The organism is Marinobacter manganoxydans MnI7-9 (assembly GCF_000235625.1).
GTDB classification, from domain to species: domain Bacteria; phylum Pseudomonadota; class Gammaproteobacteria; order Pseudomonadales; family Oleiphilaceae; genus Marinobacter; species Marinobacter manganoxydans.
In genome coordinates, this window is the sequence record NZ_AGTR01000065.1 from 1 (window position 1) to 17721 (window position 17721).

17 protein-coding genes are annotated in these 17721 nt (G+C 57.9%); 10 read left to right on the plus strand and 7 right to left on the minus strand.

Features of this window, described 5'->3' with window-relative positions; translation table 11 throughout:
- Positions 1-69: 69 nt before the first annotated feature.
- Positions 70-1395, plus strand: coding sequence for an IS1182 family transposase (locus KYE_RS14930; protein ID WP_008174938.1), 1326 nt, complete (start codon positions 70-72; stop codon positions 1393-1395).
- Between the two features lie 191 nt (positions 1396-1586).
- On the opposite strand, the gene KYE_RS14935 is transcribed toward KYE_RS14930, so the two are convergent.
- Positions 1587-2402 carry a pyruvate, water dikinase regulatory protein gene (locus KYE_RS14935; RefSeq protein WP_008174940.1) on the minus strand — a complete coding sequence of 272 codons (816 nt, stop codon included), beginning with the start codon at positions 2400-2402 and terminating at the stop codon, positions 1587-1589.
- A 215-nt stretch (positions 2403-2617) separates the two neighbouring features.
- On the opposite strand from KYE_RS14935, the gene ppsA reads away from it, so the two are divergent.
- On the plus strand, positions 2618-4954 hold the full coding sequence (ppsA, locus tag KYE_RS14940) for a phosphoenolpyruvate synthase (RefSeq protein ID WP_410796000.1): 2337 nt from the start codon (positions 2618-2620) through the stop codon (positions 4952-4954).
- Between the two features lie 30 nt (positions 4955-4984).
- Positions 4985-5464 carry a ribonuclease E activity regulator RraA gene (gene rraA / locus KYE_RS14945; RefSeq protein WP_008174943.1) on the plus strand — a complete coding sequence of 160 codons (480 nt, stop codon included), beginning with the start codon at positions 4985-4987 and terminating at the stop codon, positions 5462-5464.
- Between the two features lie 51 nt (positions 5465-5515).
- On the opposite strand, the gene KYE_RS14950 is transcribed toward rraA, so the two are convergent.
- The 3 genes from KYE_RS14950 to KYE_RS14960 form a co-directional block, all read right to left on the minus strand.
- On the minus strand, positions 5516-5806 hold the full coding sequence (locus KYE_RS14950; protein WP_008174945.1) for a PilZ domain-containing protein: 291 nt from the start codon (positions 5804-5806) through the stop codon (positions 5516-5518).
- A 4-nt stretch (positions 5807-5810) separates the two neighbouring features.
- On the minus strand, positions 5811-6482 hold the full coding sequence (locus KYE_RS14955; RefSeq protein ID WP_039882073.1) for a TIGR04211 family SH3 domain-containing protein: 672 nt from the start codon (positions 6480-6482) through the stop codon (positions 5811-5813).
- A 125-nt stretch (positions 6483-6607) separates the two neighbouring features.
- Positions 6608-6907, minus strand: coding sequence for a YciI family protein (locus tag KYE_RS14960; RefSeq protein ID WP_008174948.1), 300 nt, complete (start codon positions 6905-6907; stop codon positions 6608-6610).
- A 131-nt stretch (positions 6908-7038) separates the two neighbouring features.
- Here KYE_RS14960 and KYE_RS14965 point away from each other — a divergent pair, with 131 nt between their 5' ends.
- Positions 7039-7917, plus strand: a complete 879-nt coding sequence (locus KYE_RS14965; RefSeq protein ID WP_039882074.1) for a PHP domain-containing protein — start codon at positions 7039-7041, stop codon at positions 7915-7917.
- Here KYE_RS14965 and KYE_RS14970 read toward each other — a convergent pair.
- Positions 7914-8456: a YecA family protein gene (locus KYE_RS14970; RefSeq protein ID WP_008174953.1), complete on the minus strand. Its 543-nt coding sequence runs from the start codon at positions 8454-8456 to the stop codon at positions 7914-7916. The genes KYE_RS14965 and KYE_RS14970 overlap by 4 nt on opposite strands.
- Before the next feature lie 3 nt (positions 8457-8459).
- Positions 8460-11681 (minus strand): ribonuclease E, encoded by a 3222-nt coding sequence (rne, locus tag KYE_RS14975; protein WP_008174954.1) that lies wholly within the window; start codon positions 11679-11681, stop codon positions 8460-8462.
- A 595-nt stretch (positions 11682-12276) separates the two neighbouring features.
- On the opposite strand from rne, the gene rluC reads away from it, so the two are divergent.
- Genes rluC through KYE_RS14990 form a run of 3 tightly spaced genes read left to right on the plus strand, consistent with a single transcriptional unit; the run spans position 12277 to position 15062 of the window.
- The gene (rluC, locus tag KYE_RS14980) at positions 12277-13335 is read left to right on the plus strand and encodes a 23S rRNA pseudouridine(955/2504/2580) synthase RluC (RefSeq protein WP_008174956.1); all 1059 of its coding nucleotides are present in this window, start codon (positions 12277-12279) and stop codon (positions 13333-13335) included.
- A complete protein-coding gene (locus KYE_RS14985) occupies positions 13332-13979 on the plus strand; it encodes an HAD family hydrolase (RefSeq protein WP_008174958.1) in 648 nt (215 codons plus the stop codon). The genes rluC and KYE_RS14985 overlap by 4 nt, the downstream gene beginning before the upstream one ends.
- A gap of 39 nt (positions 13980-14018) precedes the next feature.
- The gene (locus KYE_RS14990) at positions 14019-15062 is read left to right on the plus strand and encodes a S49 family peptidase (RefSeq protein WP_008174961.1); all 1044 of its coding nucleotides are present in this window, start codon (positions 14019-14021) and stop codon (positions 15060-15062) included.
- A 4-nt stretch (positions 15063-15066) separates the two neighbouring features.
- Here the strand turns inward: KYE_RS14990 and KYE_RS14995 are convergent, their stop codons facing one another.
- Positions 15067-15675 carry a Maf family protein gene (locus KYE_RS14995; protein WP_008174963.1) on the minus strand — a complete coding sequence of 203 codons (609 nt, stop codon included), beginning with the start codon at positions 15673-15675 and terminating at the stop codon, positions 15067-15069.
- Positions 15676-15813: 138 nt separating this feature from the next.
- Between KYE_RS14995 and KYE_RS15000 the strand changes: the two genes are divergently transcribed.
- The 3 genes from KYE_RS15000 (at position 15814) to plsX (ending at position 17693) form a co-directional block, all read left to right on the plus strand.
- Positions 15814-16368 carry a YceD family protein gene (locus tag KYE_RS15000; RefSeq protein ID WP_008174965.1) on the plus strand — a complete coding sequence of 185 codons (555 nt, stop codon included), beginning with the start codon at positions 15814-15816 and terminating at the stop codon, positions 16366-16368.
- A gap of 100 nt (positions 16369-16468) precedes the next feature.
- On the plus strand, positions 16469-16648 hold the full coding sequence (gene rpmF / locus KYE_RS15005; RefSeq protein WP_008174968.1) for a 50S ribosomal protein L32: 180 nt from the start codon (positions 16469-16471) through the stop codon (positions 16646-16648).
- Between the two features lie 43 nt (positions 16649-16691).
- A complete protein-coding gene (plsX, locus tag KYE_RS15010; protein ID WP_014577545.1) occupies positions 16692-17693 on the plus strand; it encodes a phosphate acyltransferase PlsX in 1002 nt (333 codons plus the stop codon).
- Positions 17694-17721 lie beyond the last annotated feature (28 nt).

Here is a 17721-nt window from a genome sequence, read left to right on the forward strand (position 1 = left end):
TAGGAGTCTGCGCGGCAGAAGCTACATTCTGGCACAATAGATCAAAATTCTTCAGCAACAGGATGACTGATGGGAACCACTTTCCGCCCGTATTCGCCTGGCCAGGAACTGCTTCTTCCCCCGAGCCTGAACGAGTGGCTGCCTGAGGGGCATCTGGCCTATTTTGTCAGTGATGTCGTCGAGGAGCTGGATTTAAGCGCGTTTTATGCCCGCTACGAAGGCAACGGCCGACGCAACTCGCCCTTCGATCCACGAATGATGCTGAAGGTTCTGATCTACGCCTACGCCACCGGCGTTTTCTCTTCACGCAAGATCGCCCGGAAGCTGGAAGAAGACGTGGCCTTCCGGGTTCTGGCGGCAGGCAACTTCCCCAGGCATCGCACGATCTGTGATTTCCGCAAACACCATTTGGTTGCCTTCAAGGCCGTGTTTATTCAGGTGGTCCGGATTGCCCGGGAAGCGGAGCTGATCACGCTGGGAACACTGGCGATTGATGGCACCAAGGTTCGGGCTAATGCCAGCAAGCACAAGGCCATGAGCTATGGCCGCATGGGCGAGGAAGACGATCGTTTATCGAAAGAGATCGATGCACTTTGTCGTCAGGCGCGTCAGACAGACCAGTCGGAAGACCGACAGTTCGGCCCGGATAACCGGGGTGATGAACTGCCTGAAGAGCTTCAGTACCGGCAGGCGCGGCTGGACAAGATTCGTGCCGCCAAAGAGAAATTGGAAGCAGACCAGAAAGAGCGGGACAAGGCCCGGGGTCGGTCCCCGGACGATGATCGGCGCTCACCTCGCGGGGGCCCGAACTTCAAGCGGGATTATGGGGTTCCGGATGACAAGGATCAGAGCAATTTTACCGATCCGCAAAGCCGGATTATGAAAATGGCGGACGGGTTCCAGCAATGCTACAACGGCCAGTTGGCCGTGGATGGTGAATTCCAGCTGATTGTCGCCAACCACCTGGGCAATAATCCCAGTGACAATGGCTGTCTGATACCACTGCTGGATCAGGCAAAAGACACTCTGGAAACCTATCCGGATCAGTGTCTGGCTGACGCGGGTTACCGTAAAGAAGAAGATCTACAGACCCTGGAAGACAAAAGCATCGACGGCTATGTCTCGCTGCGCCGGGAGGGCAAGAAGAGTTCAGAGATAGACGCGAGCCGTTATCCGGCCAGCGCCCGGATGGCCGGGAAGCTGGCCACGGCAACCGGGCGATCGGTTTACGCTCAGCGCAAGCATCTGGTTGAGGCGGTCAACGGCTGGATCAAGCATGTTCTGGGCTTCCGACAGTTCAGTCTGCGGGGCCTTCACGCCGTGCAGGGTGAATGGGATCTGGTCTGTCTGTCGCTTAATCTCAGGCGGATGAGTTCACTGATGAGGCTGAAATAGAGGGTCCGAGGGATCCTTGGGCGTACTGAGTGATCGGACTACGATAACGCATTCGCTGATAACCGTCTTGACTGACTGAATAGAGAGAATCGAGACTCTATTCGGCTGGATATTGTGGATACGTTCTCGGGCCGAACTGTGATTCGACGCGGCGGGGTCACTTGCTCAAAATACTTCTGCCGCGCAGACCCCTAGCGTTGGCGCTTCAGACCGGTTGTCACCATGATTCGGGTGGAGATCTCCTCAACCGAATAGGCGGTGGTATTCAGGTACGGAATCCGCTCACGCCGATACATCAACTCGATTTCCTCGATCTCGTGCATGCACTGCTTGATGGATGAGTAGCGAGAGTTTGGCTTGCGTTCGTTGCGGATGGTTGCCAGCCGCTCCGGCTCGATAGTCAGCCCGAAAATTTTCTCTTTATAGGGTTTCAGGGCTTTCGGGATCTGCTGGTCTGCCAGGTCTTCTTCGGTAATCGGATAGTTTGCCGCTTTCACGCCATACTGCAGCGCCAGATAGAGACAGGTGGGGGTTTTCCCGCTTCGGGAGGCGCCAACGAGGATCAGGTCTGCTTCGTCGTAATGCCGGGTGCGTGCGCCATCGTCATTATCCAGCGCGAAATTGACGGCATTGATCCGGCGTTCATAGCTGCCTTCATTGTTGATGGCATGGGATTTACCGACGGTATAGGAAGAGGAAGACTGGAGTTCCTGTTCCAGGGGGCTGAGAAACGTACCGAAGATGTCCACCATGAAACCCTCGGCGGTGGCGATGATTTCCCGGATATCGCTGTTTACAATGGTGTCGAACACCAGCGGCCGTGCGCCGTCTGTCTCGGCCGCCTTGTTGATCCGTTTGACCATTTCCCGGGCTTTTTCTTCGTCCGCAATGTAGGGAACAGTAACCCGTTCAAACTCGATCTTTTCGAACTGGGCCAGAAGGCTGTGCCCGAGAGCCTCGGCTGTCAGGCCGGTGCCATCAGAAATGAAAAAAGCAGTGCGTTTCATGCTGTATTGTCCGGTTCCTTGGTTCTTGATTCCTGGCTCGGTGGCCTAGGTAATTTCCGCAGGTTACAGTATCATACACGCCAAGTTCGAGACTCCGCAGTGGATATTGTCTGCTTTTACCGCTTGATACCGCTGGCCCGATTTTGCTCTTAGCTTCACAGACTCAAGGGAGACATGCTTTGGAAGATTACATTATCTGGTTTGATCACCTGGGAATGTCCGATGTCGATCGGGTAGGCGGCAAGAACGCCTCACTCGGCGAAATGATCAGTAATCTCGCCAACGCAGGTGTTACCGTTCCAGGTGGCTTTGCCACAACAGCGCACGCCTATCGCGAATTCCTCGCTACTGACGGACTGAAAGAGCGTATCGACAACGCTCTCGATGCTCTGGACATCAACGACGTCAACGAACTGGCCCGGGTTGGTGCCCAGATCCGTCAATGGATCATTGAAACGCCATTTCCGGATGTCCTGGAGAACGCCTTGAAGGAATCGTTCGCCACCCTGCAGGATGGCAACGAACACATGGCGGTTGCGGTACGTTCCTCTGCAACGGCGGAAGATCTCCCGGATGCCTCCTTTGCAGGCCAGCAGGAAACCTTCCTGAACGTGGTGGGGCTGCAACAGGTGCGCACCTCGGTCAAGGAAGTGTTTGCGTCGCTGTTCAATGACCGCGCTATTTCCTACCGCGTCCACCACGGCTTTGACCACAAGATGGTCGCGCTCTCAGCTGGTATCCAGAAAATGGTGCGCAGTGAGACGGCGGCCAGTGGCGTTATGTTCACCCTCGACACAGAATCCGGCTTCCGTGACGTGGTATTTGTAACTGCCTCTTACGGTCTGGGTGAGACCGTCGTTCAGGGTGCTGTAAACCCTGATGAATTCTACGTACACAAGCCTACTCTCGAAGCCAGTCGGCCGGCCGTCCTGCGTCGCAATCTGGGCAGCAAGGCCATCAAGATGGTCTACCACACCAAGCCCGGTGAAGGTGAATTCGTTGAAACAGTGAAGGTGGAGCAGGAAGACCGCAACCGCTTCTGCATCACTGACGCCGAGGTGGAAGACCTGGCACGTCAGGCGATGATTATCGAGAAGCACTACCAGCGACCGATGGACATCGAGTGGGCGAAGGACGGCGACGACGGCAAGATCTACATCGTTCAGGCGCGCCCTGAGACGGTGAAAAGCCGTGCGTCTGCCAATGTGATGGAGCGCTACCTGCTTAAAGAAACCGGCAAGGTGCTGGTGGAAGGCCGGAGCATCGGCCACAAGATCGGCAGTGGCCCGGTGAAGATCATCACCAGCATCAAGGAAATGGACCGGGTGCAGGCCGGCGATGTGTTGGTTACCGACATGACCGACCCGGATTGGGAGCCGGTGATGAAAAGGGCTTCCGCCATTGTTACCGACCGCGGTGGTCGTACCTGCCACGCGGCCATTATTGCCCGCGAGCTGGGCATTCCGGCCGTGGTCGGATGCGGCGATGCCACGGAGTTGCTGACCGACGCACAGGAAGTGACCGTCTCCTGCGCCGAGGGCGATACCGGCATGATCTACGAGGGCTCCCTGGATTTCGAGCTGCGGGAAAATACCGTGGACTCCATGCCGAACATCCCGTTCAAGATCATGATGAACGTCGGCAACCCAGACCGGGCTTTTGATTTCCAGGCGTTGCCGAATGAAGGTGTTGGTTTGGCACGGCTTGAGTTCATTATTAACCGGATGATCGGTGTTCATCCCAAGGCACTGCTGAACTTTGATGGACTGCCCCGGGATATCAAGCAGACCGTTGAGAAACGCATCTCCGGTTACAGCTCGCCGGTGGATTTCTATGTCGACAAGCTGGTTGAGGGCATCTCTACCCTGGCAGCGGCGTTCGCGCCCAAGAAAGTGATCGTGCGGTTGTCGGACTTCAAATCCAACGAATACGCCAACCTGATCGGCGGCACTCTGTACGAGCCGGATGAAGAAAACCCGATGCTCGGTTTCCGGGGTGCATCGCGCTATATCTCCGATACCTTCCGGGACTGCTTCGAGCTGGAATGCCGTGCCCTGAAAAAGGTGCGTAACGAGATGGGGCTGACCAATGTGGAAGTGATGGTCCCGTTCGTGCGTACCGTGGGTGAAGCGGAACAGGTAGTGAACCTGCTGGCGGAGAACGGGCTCAAGCGTGGTGACAACGGTCTTCGGGTCATCATGATGTGTGAGTTGCCGGCCAATGCCCTGCTGGCGGATCAGTTCCTGGAGCACTTTGACGGCTTCTCCATCGGCTCCAACGATCTGACTCAGCTGACCCTGGGTCTGGACCGGGATTCGGGCATCATCGCGCACCTCTTCGATGAGCGGAACGATGCGGTCAAGGCGCTGCTTTCCAACGCCATTCAGGCGTGCAAGAAGGCCGGCAAATACATCGGTATCTGTGGGCAGGGGCCATCGGATCATCCGGATCTCGCCAAGTGGCTGATGGATCAGGGCATTGATACGGTGTCACTGAACCCCGATTCGGTACTGGACACCTGGTTCTTCCTGGCCGACGAAAAAATCGACTGAGTTTATTTCCAGGATAAGGAGAGCGACAACGTGACGACGATAATTACCCCGGACCTGTGTGACGAATTTCCGGAAGTGCTGGTTGTAGAGCCCGGCTTCAATAACTACGGTGGCAACAAGGCATTTGGCGGTGAGATTGTGACCGTGAAGTGTTTTGAAGATAACTCTGTGGTGAAAGAGCAGGTTGGCCAGCCCGGGAACGGTCGCGTGATGGTCGTGGATGGTGGCGCTTCAAAGCGCCATGCGCTATTGGGCGACATGCTCGCGGAGAAGGCTGCGAGCAACGGCTGGGCGGGCCTGATCATCTATGGTTGCGTGCGCGACGTGGATGAGATTGGCAACACCGCCCTGGGTGTGCAGGCCCTTGGCACCCATCCGAGAAAGAGTGAAAAGCGTGGCCTGGGCGACCTGAATGTGCCGGTCACCTTCCACGGCGTTACCTTCCATCCCGGACACTACGTCTACGCCGACAACAACGGCATCATTGTTTCTGAGAAGCCTCTGGTTTGAGGCTTTTCGAGGCAGAGACAAAAACGGCGGCCAATGGCCGCCGTTTTTCGTTCAGCGAGTGACTTCGCTGATATTCGTTCCAAGGAGGAACCCGTCTCCTTCCGGTTCGCAGCGAATGACTTCGCAGACAGTCTCCAGCGGCGGAAACTGATCACTGCTGGAGTGAAGAACCGTGTGAAGTTCCTCGCCAACGTTCACGGCCTGCTCAACGTAGAGTTGCATGCCGGTCGCGCTCAGATCACGGCAGATCCCTTTGAAGCGGTTGCCCTGGCTGTCGCTGATCTCAATCTCCGAGTTCACCTGCATACGGTGGAAATCGCGTTTCTCCGAATAATCCTTCATGGCATCAGGCCCAGTTGTCGGTTTTTCTTGTTGGTTTGAGCATTGGAATGATCAGTGCCAGCAAAACGCCACCGAGAACGAGGCCCGCGCCCAGCAACATGAAATCGTATTCCTTGCTGGCTTCCAGACGTTCGTTTTCAGCCGTGAGCACTTCAAGGTCGTTGCGAATCTTCTGGTTCTCTTCCCGCAGCTCGCGGTTTCGACGTTCCAGATTGATGGAATCGGCGGCGATACTCTTGATCCGCTGAAGCTCTTCCTGGAGCTCCTGTGAACGGTCAGAAAGCGAGGCTTCGGAGCTTTCCAGCGCGTTGCGCTCAGTGACGACGTTAGACAGCTGCTCTTTTACCTGGGCGAGTTCAGCGCGCGTTTCTTCCAACTGACGGTTGGCCGTACGCAGGCGATCTGCAGCAATGGGTGTCTCGCTCAGGTATTGACTGGAAACCCAGCCCTCGGTGCCCTTGGGAGTGCGAACGAGGGTGTATCCGGAATCGGAGGCCTCGATGACTTCCAGCGGCGTGCCACTGGGAACCGCGTTTTCAATGATGCGGAACTGGGAACCTGCGCCTGACCTCACTGGCAGGTACAACTGGTCGTCAACCCAGACAGTCTTTGCCTGGGCAACAGCAATGGAGGACACTGCGAACAACACACTGATTGCTAGACGAAAAAGCGTCACTGGTTACGTTCCCTGAAATTCTGCGGTTGAAATCTGAGTCTGATTAAAAGCGCAATTTTGTCACAGATGCCCCGCCGTGCAAGCGTGCCATCATTACAATAAACTCATGGGCCCCCAAGGCCCGCTCACGGGAGGACGGCTTTGAAAGGCTTTACCACAACCTTGTCATAAACGCCTGCCTCCACATAAGGGTCGGCATCCGCCCAGGCCTGGGCCGCTTCCAGAGAGTCAAATTCCGCGATTACCAGACTACCGGTAAAGCCGGCATCGCCGGGCTCTGGAGTATCCAGCGCCGGATGAGGGCCAGCGACAAGTAATCGGCCCTCGGCTTTCAGGGCCTGAAGCCGGTCGATGTGAGCCGGACGCGCAGACTGGCGCAACGGCAGGCTGTTCTCGACATCTTCACTGATAATGGCGTAGTACATTCAGCTCTCCGAACAGGTTTTCAAAGACAGGATAGTTGATCAGACAATCAGCGGTCGTGTCGTGCAAGGGTTGGCTGGTACACTGTTAAACCCTGGCAAGCCGCCAGTTATCTGAAGATTCAGGATATTTTGTGACTATACCGCAAGACCCGCATTTGTGCATTGATCTGCATTGCCACAGCACGGCTTCCGATGGCGCGCTATCACCGGCGGCACTGGTCGAGCGCGCTGCCGGTCGGGGGGTTACCCACCTGGCCCTTACTGACCACGACACGATCGCTGGCCTTGCCGAAGCCGAGGCGGCTGCGCAGGCGCAGGGTATCATCCTGATTCCCGGGGTTGAGCTTTCCTGCCTCTGGAAAAGCCGGACCATCCACATCGTCGGTCTGGATTTTGATCCCGGGCAGGCCGGTTTCAGGCAGGCGCTGGAGCAGCAGAACGAGAATCGCTGGGCTCGTGCCCGCATGATCGCGGACCGCCTGGGTAAGCTTGGTGTTGATGGCCTTCTCGATAAGGCCTCCGAGGCTGCCGGTGGCGACGTGCCTGGACGGCCACATTTTGCACAGGTTCTGACAGAGGCTGGCGTTGTTCGTAATGCTGCCCAGGCATTCAAGCGATATCTGGGTAACGGTAAGCCCGGTGATGTAAAAGCTTTCTGGCCGGAGCTTCCAGAAGTCGTGCGCTGGATCACCGAGGCAGGTGGCGTTGCGGTTCTTGCCCATCCCCGAAAATACCAGCTTACGGCAACCAAACTCAGGGAGCTGACCGCGGATTTCCGAAGGGCAGGGGGGCAGGCAATTGAAGTGTCCACTTCAGGTCAATCCAGTGGTGATCTGGGGTTTCTTGCAGAGCTTTGTCGGAAAGAGAAATTGCTGGCATCCCAGGGCAGTGATTTTCACTTTCCCGGCGCTCCCTGGTGTGAGCTTGGCCGCATCATGAAAATGCCAGACGGGCTTGAGCCGGTCTGGCATTCGTTCAGACAACCTGTTCCGGGTGCGGCGCCGCCTTAATCCGGCGCATGGAACAGCAGGTACAGATCCGTCAGTGAGTCCGGGATGGCGTCGGCCATCTGCCGGGATAGCTTTTCACTGTTGCGAACCTTCTGGAAGTCCTCGTCATCGAACAGTCCTGAGAGTGTCAGCATAGGCACCATCAGGTCCGCCGCTTCTTCTTCGCTGGCTGCTTCGAGCCACTCTTCTTCGTGTTCCAGAAAGGTGTCCACGAACCCGGCGCACCAGTTTTCCAGCGCGTTCATGGGGTCGCCATCCTCCGGCTCCGGCAGTTCCAGAGACTGCCCCATGTCCAGGGAGTGGGCCATGTCATTGGCCAGCTGGGTCGAGCAGCGCCTGAACACCTCGGGAATCCCGGTGTCGGGCACCTGATCGGTGCCCGTGGCGAGGCGGAAGATTTCTTCCGCGCTCAGTTCAGCCGGGCCGACGACGCTGGCGCAGACCACCCCATGGAAACCGAAGAAATCCAGGGCTTCATCGCCCCAGGGCTCGGCAAAGAGGATGTCTTCCAGCGCTTCTATGTCGGAGTTCGATAGCATCAGTTAGTTACTCCCGGCCTTTTTGGCCTCTTCCGCGGCCTTCTGGCGCTTGCGGACTTCTCTTGGATCATTGTAAGCGCGGCCCGGTGTTACAGGAACGTCGACTGCCGGGGCATCGGCAGGCGTGTCCTTGGCTGTTGCCTCCGGAGCGGAAGGCGTCTCTTCCTTCACTGGCTCTGCGGTTTTGGGCTCAACTTTTTCGGGCTCGGCTTTCTTGGGCTCGGCCTTTTCGGGGCTGGCCTGCGCTGCTTCAGGCTGCTTTGGCTCCGGTTGAGCCTCGGGAGCCTTACGCTCTGGTGCTACCTTCTCCTCCGCTGGCTTTTCAGCCTTCTCGGGTTGTGGTGCCTCCTCCGGTTCTGCCTTGGCGGCTGGCGCTTCCTTGGGCTTCGCCGGCTGCTTCTTCGCCCGCGGCGCTTGTTCACCGTCGGCCGTGGCCCTGGACTCCGGCTTTGACCTCGGAGCTGCCTCTTTTTTCTCGGTAGCCTGGTCAGTCACCGGCTTTGGCTCATCAGTGGCCGCGGTGCTCTTGGCAGGCTCTTTGTCTGTGGCTGCGCCTTGCGCCTGCTCGGTAACGTTTTCGCTCTTTTCCTCAGGCTTCTCAAGGGGTTCGGAGCTTTGTTCAGCCTTGGCGGGCTCGGCTTTTTCAGGTTTCGCTTGAACAGCTTCCTGCTTTTCAACCGGGCTCTCTGCAACGGGTTTTGTTTCCGCTGCCGGTTTCGCTTCCGGCTTGCTCTCCGACGGCGCTTTGTCTGCGGATGCCTTCTCGGGCTTCTGCTCTTTCACTGGCTCTTTCTGAGCAGCTTCCGGTTTCGGTGTTTCGCTGGCCGCCGGCGCAGTCTCGGCCCTTGTTTCAGGCTTGTCAGACGCTTTGTTGACGGTTTCCTTTACCTGCTCGGTTTTCACCTCGGGCTTGGCATCGTCACGACCGTTTTCGGGCTGCGTGTCCTTCTGATGCTTCTCGCTACGAGCGGCTTTTCGATCAGCCGGAGCAGAGGCCGGTGCTTCAGACGGAGAGCCGTCGCGGTTGCGCTGGCGACGTGGCTTTCTGCGTTTCTCTTCTGAACCGGTCTTGTCCGCTGGACCGGACTTGGCTGCATTATCCTGCTGGCCCTGATCCTTCTGGTCCTTCTGCTCGCGATTATCCTTCGGGTCGCGCTGGGGCCTGTTGCGGCCGCGGCCCTGGTTGTCGCGACGGTTGTCACGACGATTTTCAGAGCCTTTGTTGTCGGCGCTCTTGTTGTCGCCTCCGCGATTATCCTGGCCTTTGTTTTCGGATGCCTGGCGATTCTGGTTGCCACGGTTCTGGTCGTCGTTGCGGTTGCGGCCGCGGCCACGGTTGTCGTCACCACGGCCCTGCTGGCCCCCCTGGCGACGTTCGTTGCCACCTGCACGCTGGTCATCGCTGCGGGCCACCCGGGATTTGCGACGGTCCTGACGGCCCTGGTTGCGACGATCTTCGCGCTGGCTCTGGCTCTGCTCGCGATTCTCGACTTTCTGTTCTTCCTCGCCACTAAAGAAGCCAGCGATCTTGCGTCCCAGCCGGCGGAAGAGGCCTTCTTCCTGCTCAGTGGTTTCATCAGCCTTCGGTGCGGCCGGGGCAGGCGCGGGTGCGGGTGCGCTCGGCCGGATTGCTTTTACCGCAGCCTGTTCGCGTACCGGCTTCTCAGGGGTCGGCGCCTCGAAGATTTCTTCTTCACGCTCGCTGTACTCCTGGGCCACCTGATGGCTGGAAATGTGCTCGGGCGTTGTTTCATCCTGACGCATCCGGATGATTTCGAAATGCGGTGTCTCCATATGCGGAACCGGCACCACGACAACGCTCACTTCCTGGCGGGCTTCAATGTCGGCCAGCTGCTTGCGCTTCTCGTTGAGCAGGAAAGTGGCGACGGAAACCGGCACAACGGCTCGTACTTCGCCGGTCTTATCCTTTGACGATTCCTCGTAGATCAGGCGCATGATGCTCAGGGCGAGGGACTCGATGCCACGAATAGTGCCCTGACCTTCACATCGGGGGCACACTTCGCTGCGTGTCTCTCCCAGGGAGGGGCGCAGGCGCTGACGGGACATTTCCAGCAGGCCGAAGCGGGAGATTTTGCCCACCTGAACCCGGGCCCGGTCGATTTCCAGGGCCTCACGAATCTTCTGTTCAACTTCCCGCTGATGCTTCGCAGGCGTCATGTCGATAAAGTCGATGACAATCAGACCGCCCATGTCACGCAGGCGCAGCTGGCGGGCGATTTCCTCTGCCGCTTCCAGGTTGGTCTGGAGCGCGGTTTCCTCGATATCCTGGCCTTTCGTGGCGCGGGAAGAGTTGATGTCGATGGAAACCAGGGCCTCGGTCGGGTCAATCACGATGGAGCCGCCGGAGGGCAGTTTCACTTCCCGCTGGAAGGCGGTCTCGATCTGGCCTTCGATCTGGTACCGGCTGAACAGCGGGATTTCATCCTTGTACAGCTTGATCTTGTTTTCGAAGGTGGGCATGACCGCACGAACGAAATTCAGGACGTCCTCATAGACGCCATTAGCGTCAATCAGAACCTCGCCGATGTCCTGGCGAAGGTAGTCACGGACCGCACGGATGATAACGTTGCTTTCCTGGTGAATCAGGAAGGGGGCCTTGCGCTCGCCGGCGGCCTGAGTGATGGCCTCCCAGAATTGCACCAGGTAGTCCAGATCCCACTGGAGTTCTTCAGTGGTACGGCCGATGCCGGCGGTACGAACGATGATGCCCATGGATTTCGGCACCTGAACATCGTTCATCGCTTCTTTGAGCTGCGCCCGCTCATCGCCCTCAATGCGACGGGAGATGCCGCCAGCACGGGGGTTGTTGGGCATGAGTACCAGATAGCGACCTGCCAGGGAGATAAACGTGGTCAGGGCTGCGCCCTTATTGCCACGCTCTTCCTTATCGACCTGCACGATGACTTCCTGGCCTTCGGAAACAACGTCCTTGATGTTGATTTTGCCTTCGATCTGGCCGGGCGACTTCTTGAAGTATTCCTTGGAAATTTCCTTCAACGGCAGAAAGCCGTGTCGCTCGGCGCCGAAATCCACAAATGCGGCCTCGAGACTGGGCTCGACCCGGGTAATGCGGCCCTTGTAGATATTGGCTTTCTTCTGCTCGCGGGAGCTGGATTCGATATCAAGGTCGAATAGACGCTGGCCGTCAACCAGGGCGACGCGCAACTCTTCGGGATGAGTTGCATTGATAAGCATTCTTTTCATGGAAAGAAAGAGTTCCTGTCGTTTAATTTGACAGAAAACCGGAGGGGATCGCATCAGCGAAGCAGGATGTGCGTGCCGCGGGCCCTGTTACATCAAGGGCGGACCGGCGGCCAGACGAATCAGACCCTTCTGGGGTTTGATCCTTTCGGTCTGAGACCAACGCCGACGATCCGGCTGCCTGTGGGCAGGGAGAGGTCGTGTAAGGTTCGTGTCTGTTGACGCATGTTATCCGTTTTCAGGTTCACTCAGGTGCCTGGGTCTCACGTCGTATTCGTATGCTGGACGGCCCGGCCCTGGGTGGCAGTGATTCTTCGCGATGTCGCCCGCGGTTTTCCGCGCGGTTTTTCTCTCTCCCGGGTACAGGATGCAGCCTTTCGAAGATCTGTCCTGGTCCTCCGGGAGCATTTCTCTCGCCGTTCCCGGTAGTGATTGGGTGCACGGCGTTCAAACTCTCGAATAGTGTCGGTATACTTCTGCCGCTCCGGCTTCTGACTTGAGTTGGTCAGGCCGTAGACAAACGGCAAAGCACGCCGGAATATAACAGTATTCATGCAGCCGTTCAATCCTGCAGTCACTCCAGTAGCCAAGGAACTTCATGTCTCGAAAGTCTGCGAGCAGAAAGCCAGCCCAACCGCGGCCCGAGAGGGCAAAAAAAACCAGCAGGGCCGGCAGTGAGAGTCAGGCTGTTCGTGGAGAAGTCCGTCAGGGCGTCCAGTGGGTTACCGTGGACGAAGACAACGATGGTCAGAGGGTGGACAACTTCCTTCTTGCCCAGCTTCGCGGTGTGCCCAAGAGCATTATTTATCGTGTCATCCGCAAGGGCGAGGTTCGGGTCAATAAAGGGCGGGTCAAGCCGGATTCCCGGGTGAGAACCGGTGATCAGGTGCGTATCCCACCGATCACCCGAAAGGAAAAGCCTGATCAGGTGGCGCCCGGCTCCCGGGTGCAGGGCGTGATGGAATCCGCGGTTGTTTTCGAGAACGAGCAGATGCTGGTGGTCAACAAACCGTCCGGTATCGCCGTACACGGCGGCAGCGGCCTGAGTTTCGGGTTGATCGAGGTGCTTCGTTCCGCACGCCCGGCGGCAAAGTTTCTGGAGCTCGTTCACCGTCTGGATCGGGATACGTCCGGACTGATCATGGTGGCCAAGAAGCGGTCGGCGCTTCGGTACCTGCAGGATGAGCTGCGCCAGAAACGAATCCGCAAGCATTACCATGCGCTGGTCGCCGGCGACTGGCCGGCCAGCGTTGACCGGGTGGATGTGCCTCTGCTGCGCTACGAGATGCCCAATGGCGAGCGTCGGGTGAAGGTTGACGCTGCCGGCAAGGCCTCGCTGACGACATTCCGCTGCCTCGAGCATTACGCGGGCTACAGCCTTGTCGAGGCGTCGCCAATTACCGGTCGTACGCACCAGATCCGCGTGCACAGCGCCTGGGCCGGTCATCCGATTGCGGGTGACGACAAGTATATGGATGATGTCAGCCTCAAGGCGTTCCGGTCCATTGGCGGGCAACGGCTGATGCTGCATGCGCGGGCCCTGGAGTTTACCTTGCCGGTCTCGGGTGAGGCTATGCGCCTTGAGGCGCCTTACGACGATGCATTCAATGACGTGCTCAGGAAACTTTCCGGGCGTCTTAAAGGAAACGATCAATGAACGTCAGAGTAGTAATTTTTGACTGGGACGGGACCCTGGTGGACTCGGTTGAGCATATTGCTGACAGCCTGCATCAGGCGGCAACCGAGCTGGGCTTTCCGGCCCTGGAGCGTGAGGCGTACCGGGATATTATCGGGCTTGGCATGGTCGAGGCGTTGGAGAAGCTTTATCCCGGTATCAGTCGGGAAGAAATGAACAGGATTCGCGACGGGTACGGGCGCTATTTCTTCAGCAAGGTGACAACGCCGCAAAACGTGTTTGACGGTATGGCCGATGTGGTCGCAGATCTGCGAGGATCCGGTCGCAGTTGTTCTGTGGCAACCGGCAAGAGTCGGCGCGGCCTGGACTTTGCGCTGGCTTCCAGCGGTCTTGGCGACCACTTCGAGATCACCCGTTGTGCCGATGAGACGCGCTCCAAGCCCGACCCGGCCATGCTTGAGGAGATTCTTCGTTTCTATCGCATTGAGCCCGAAGAGGCGGTGATGATTGGCGATACCCGATACGATCTTGATATGGCCCGGCGTATCGGCATGCCCTCCATCGGCGTTGAATGGGGTGTGCACAAGCGGGATGTGTTGGGTGATTATTCGCCCCATGCCATTGTTGAATCCGTGCCAGACCTCCGGCGGGTGCTGGGGCTGTAAACAGACCGAATTCATTGACGTTGCTGACAGGATGCGCACATGAGTGACTGGGAATCTGACAAGTCTGCCGATTGGGGTGACCAACCGGTGGAGCCTGAAAAAGAAAGTAAGCCGTTTTTCGGGCGAAAGTCGCCGAAGCTTCCGCCCGAGTCCGGACGTGACTGGAAGCTCATCGAAAAACTCGTCATGTCACTGCAGTCTGAGCAGCGCAAGAGCCGGCGCTGGGGTATCTTTTTCAAGTTCCTGACGTTTGGTTATCTGATTGCCTTGCTGTTTTTGATCAAGTTTCCCCTGGGCGATTCACTGGAGGGTGTAACCGGCAAGCACACGGCTCTGGTAGAAATAAACGGTCCGATCGCTGCCGACGAACTGGCCAGTGCAGACAATATTGTAGGTTCTCTGCGAACAGCCTTCGAAGAGCCAAACTCGGTAGCTGTGATTCTGCGCATCAACAGCCCGGGTGGCAGCCCGGTGCAGTCCGGGTATGTCTACGATGAGATCAAGCGCCTGCGGGAGGAATATCCCGAGAAAAAGGTCTACGCCGTGATCTCGGACATCGGCGCTTCCGGAGCCTATTACATTGCGGCGGCCGCGGATGAGATCTATGCCAACCGGGCCAGCCTTGTCGGCTCGATTGGGGTGGTGGCTGGCGGGTTCGGCTTTACCGAGGTTATGGAGAAGATCGGCGTGGATCGCCGTCTCTACACGGCCGGTGAGAACAAGGCGTTCCTTGATCCGTTTTCGCCGGAGCAGGAAGAGGAAGTCACTTTCTGGCAGAGTGTCCTGGAAAACACCCACCAACAGTTTATCGAAGCGGTCAAGCAAGGGCGTGGTGATCGCCTGGCGGATGATGAGCGCCTGTTCAGCGGGCTGGTCTGGAGTGGCGAGCAGGCCGTTGAGCTTGGCCTGGCTGATGGGCTCGGCAGCGCATCACACGTTGCTCGGCAGATCATAGGTCAGGAGGAACTGGTGGACTACAGCCGTCGCAAATCACCGTTCCAGGATATTGTTGATCAGCTTGGTGTCGCCTTTGGCGAGGGTTTCGCCAGTCAACTGGTCGAGTCCCGGCTCGAGCTTCGGTAATGCCTTATGAGGCAGGCCGGTTTTCCAGCAGGGGATTCCGGCCCCATTGCCTCAGCAGAGCGTTCAGGGCAATAAGGGGGAGGCCCACCAGGCTGTTCGGGTCCCGGCCCTCAAGGGCCTCGAACAGAGTAATGCCGAGGCCTTCCATCTTGAAGCTGCCGGCGCAGTCGTAAGGTTTCTCCCGCAATAGGTAGGCCTCTATCTCCTCATCAGCCAGTTCCCGGAACCTGACGTTAAACGGCTCGCAAAGGCTGTCGATTTTGCCGGAATCGGAGTCGAGCAGCGCCAGGCCTGTAAGAAACAGTACCCTGTGACCACTGCTCTGGCGTAACTGCTCTGTCGCCATTTCGTGGTTGCCGGGCTTGCTCAGTACCGAGCCGTCGGGCAGGCAGGCGACCTGGTCCGAGCCGATGATCCAGTGGCCGGGGAACCGGTCCGCCAATTCGCGGGCCTTGCTCTCGGCCAGACGTGTCGCCAGGGCCTCGCCGGTCTCGCCTTCATGGGGTGATTCGTCGATATCCGGGCTTGCGCAGGTGAACGGCAAGCCAAGCCGCTCCAGGAGCTCTCTCCGGTACGGTGATGAAGACGCCAGTAAAAGCGGTTTTGGGGGCATTGATCGAGTCCTTTAAGTACCTGGCCGGTGCATCTGCTGTGCGATTATCGTAAATTACACCTATCTGCACTGGAACCCCCGTGAAAAAGCAACGAAGTCTTTGACAGCGGCCGGCTGCGCCCCTAAAATTGCGCGCCTATGTCAAACGCGTCCAACGCCGAGTTGCCCAAATCTGTTGATCCTTACCGGTTAGCGGAACATAACAGCACACTGGAGGGAGTGATTCCCATCAGCGGGCTTGGCCGTTTTCGGGAATCCGTTCTCGGGTTTTCGGAAGGCGCTGCGTGCCGGGTCAAACTGTCTTTTTTTATGGATGGTGAGCGTCGTCGAGTTGTTTCGGGCGAGCTGGCGGCCCCGGTTGATCTGGAGTGTCAGCGGTGCATGGGCGCCATGAGCGTGACTCTGGTCTCCGAGTTCAAGCTGGGTCTTGTTACCAGTGACGAGCAGGCGCAACAGCTGCCGAAAGAACTCGAGCCGTTTTTGACCGATGATTTTACGGCGGACCTCTGGTCGATGGTGGAAGACGAGCTGTTGCTGGTTTTGCCACCTTTTCCGCTTCACGAACGGGACCAGTGTCCTGCCCGGGAAGATCTGGAAGCCTACGAGCCTGACAGCTCCGGGGCAGAGCCGGTGAGAAAGTCGGGTGAGAATCCGTTCAGTGTCCTGGCGGATCTCAAGAAGACAAAGCATTAACCGGGCGTGGGTCGTCCCTCGGGAGACCGGCGCACATTTAACGAACAGACGTTACTTATTCAGCAATTCAAGTTTACGTTAACAGGTCAGGAGCATAATCATGGCTGTACAGCAAAACCGTAAGACCCGTTCCAAGCGTGGCATGCGCCGTTCACACGACGCCCTGAGCGCCGCTGCTCTGAGCACCGATGCGACTACTGGTGAAGTTCATCGTCGTCACCACGTGTCTCCGGACGGCTTCTACCGCGGCAAGCAGGTAATCGAAGCACGCGACGAGTAATCTCGTTGCCGCTATGCACCGTCCCGAATCGGATGGCAGAACGGTGAAGCCGGTCACCATCACGATTGATGCAATGAGTGGCGACCGCGGGGCTGCCGTCGTGGTTGCCGCATCGCTGCGGGCGGTGCGTGAAAACGAAGCCTTGAGCATCGTTCTGGTGGGAATCCGGAGCGAGCTCGAGGCTTTGTTGCGTGAGGGGCACGCCCGAATTCGCATTGTCGAGGCGGCAGACGTTGTTCGGATGAACGAGCGCCCCTCCCACGCTCTCCGCCACAAGAAAAACTCTTCCATGGCCATCGCCCTGAGTCTTGTTCGCGATGGCGAGGCCCAGGGCTGTGTCAGTGCCGGTAACACCGGTGCATTGATGGCATTTGGGCGCACCATTATCCGCATGTATCCGGGTATCGAGCGCCCGGCTATTGCCAAACTGATTCCCTCGCTCAGGGGGCGCTGTCACGTCCTTGATCTCGGCGCCAATGTCGACTCAACCGCCGAAAATCTCTATCAGTATGCCCTGATGGGGTCCCTGATGGCCTCTGCGATCTGCAGCCAGGCGGAACCAAGGGTCGCTCTTCTGAACGTCGGTGAGGAAGAGATAAAGGGCAATGAACAGGTCCGGCTGGCGTCTCATATGCTGGCCCAGTGCGATACCATCAACTACATCGGTTATGTGGAAGGTAGCGATCTGTTCCGGGACGTCGCAGATGTGGTCGTCTGTGATGGCTTTGTCGGCAATATAGCCCTGAAAACCGGCGAGGGTGTTGCCGGTCTCCTCATAGAGCTGATGGAACAGGCCTTCACACGAAATCTCTACGGCCGACTGGTCGGCCTGCTGGCCCGTCCGATTATCGGTCGGCTTCTGCAATTGATGGATCCTTCCCGACACAACGGTGCCAGTTTGCTCGGTCTCCAGGGCGTGGTGATCAAAAGTCATGGCAACGCCAATGAGCGGGCCATGTTGTCGGCCATTCGACAGGCCGTTCGGGAAGTTGAGCTGGAAGTACCCCGCCGTATCAACGAGCGTCTCGACGATCTCATGCTTTGAGTGCCTGAGACTAAAGTCTGTCCCGGTT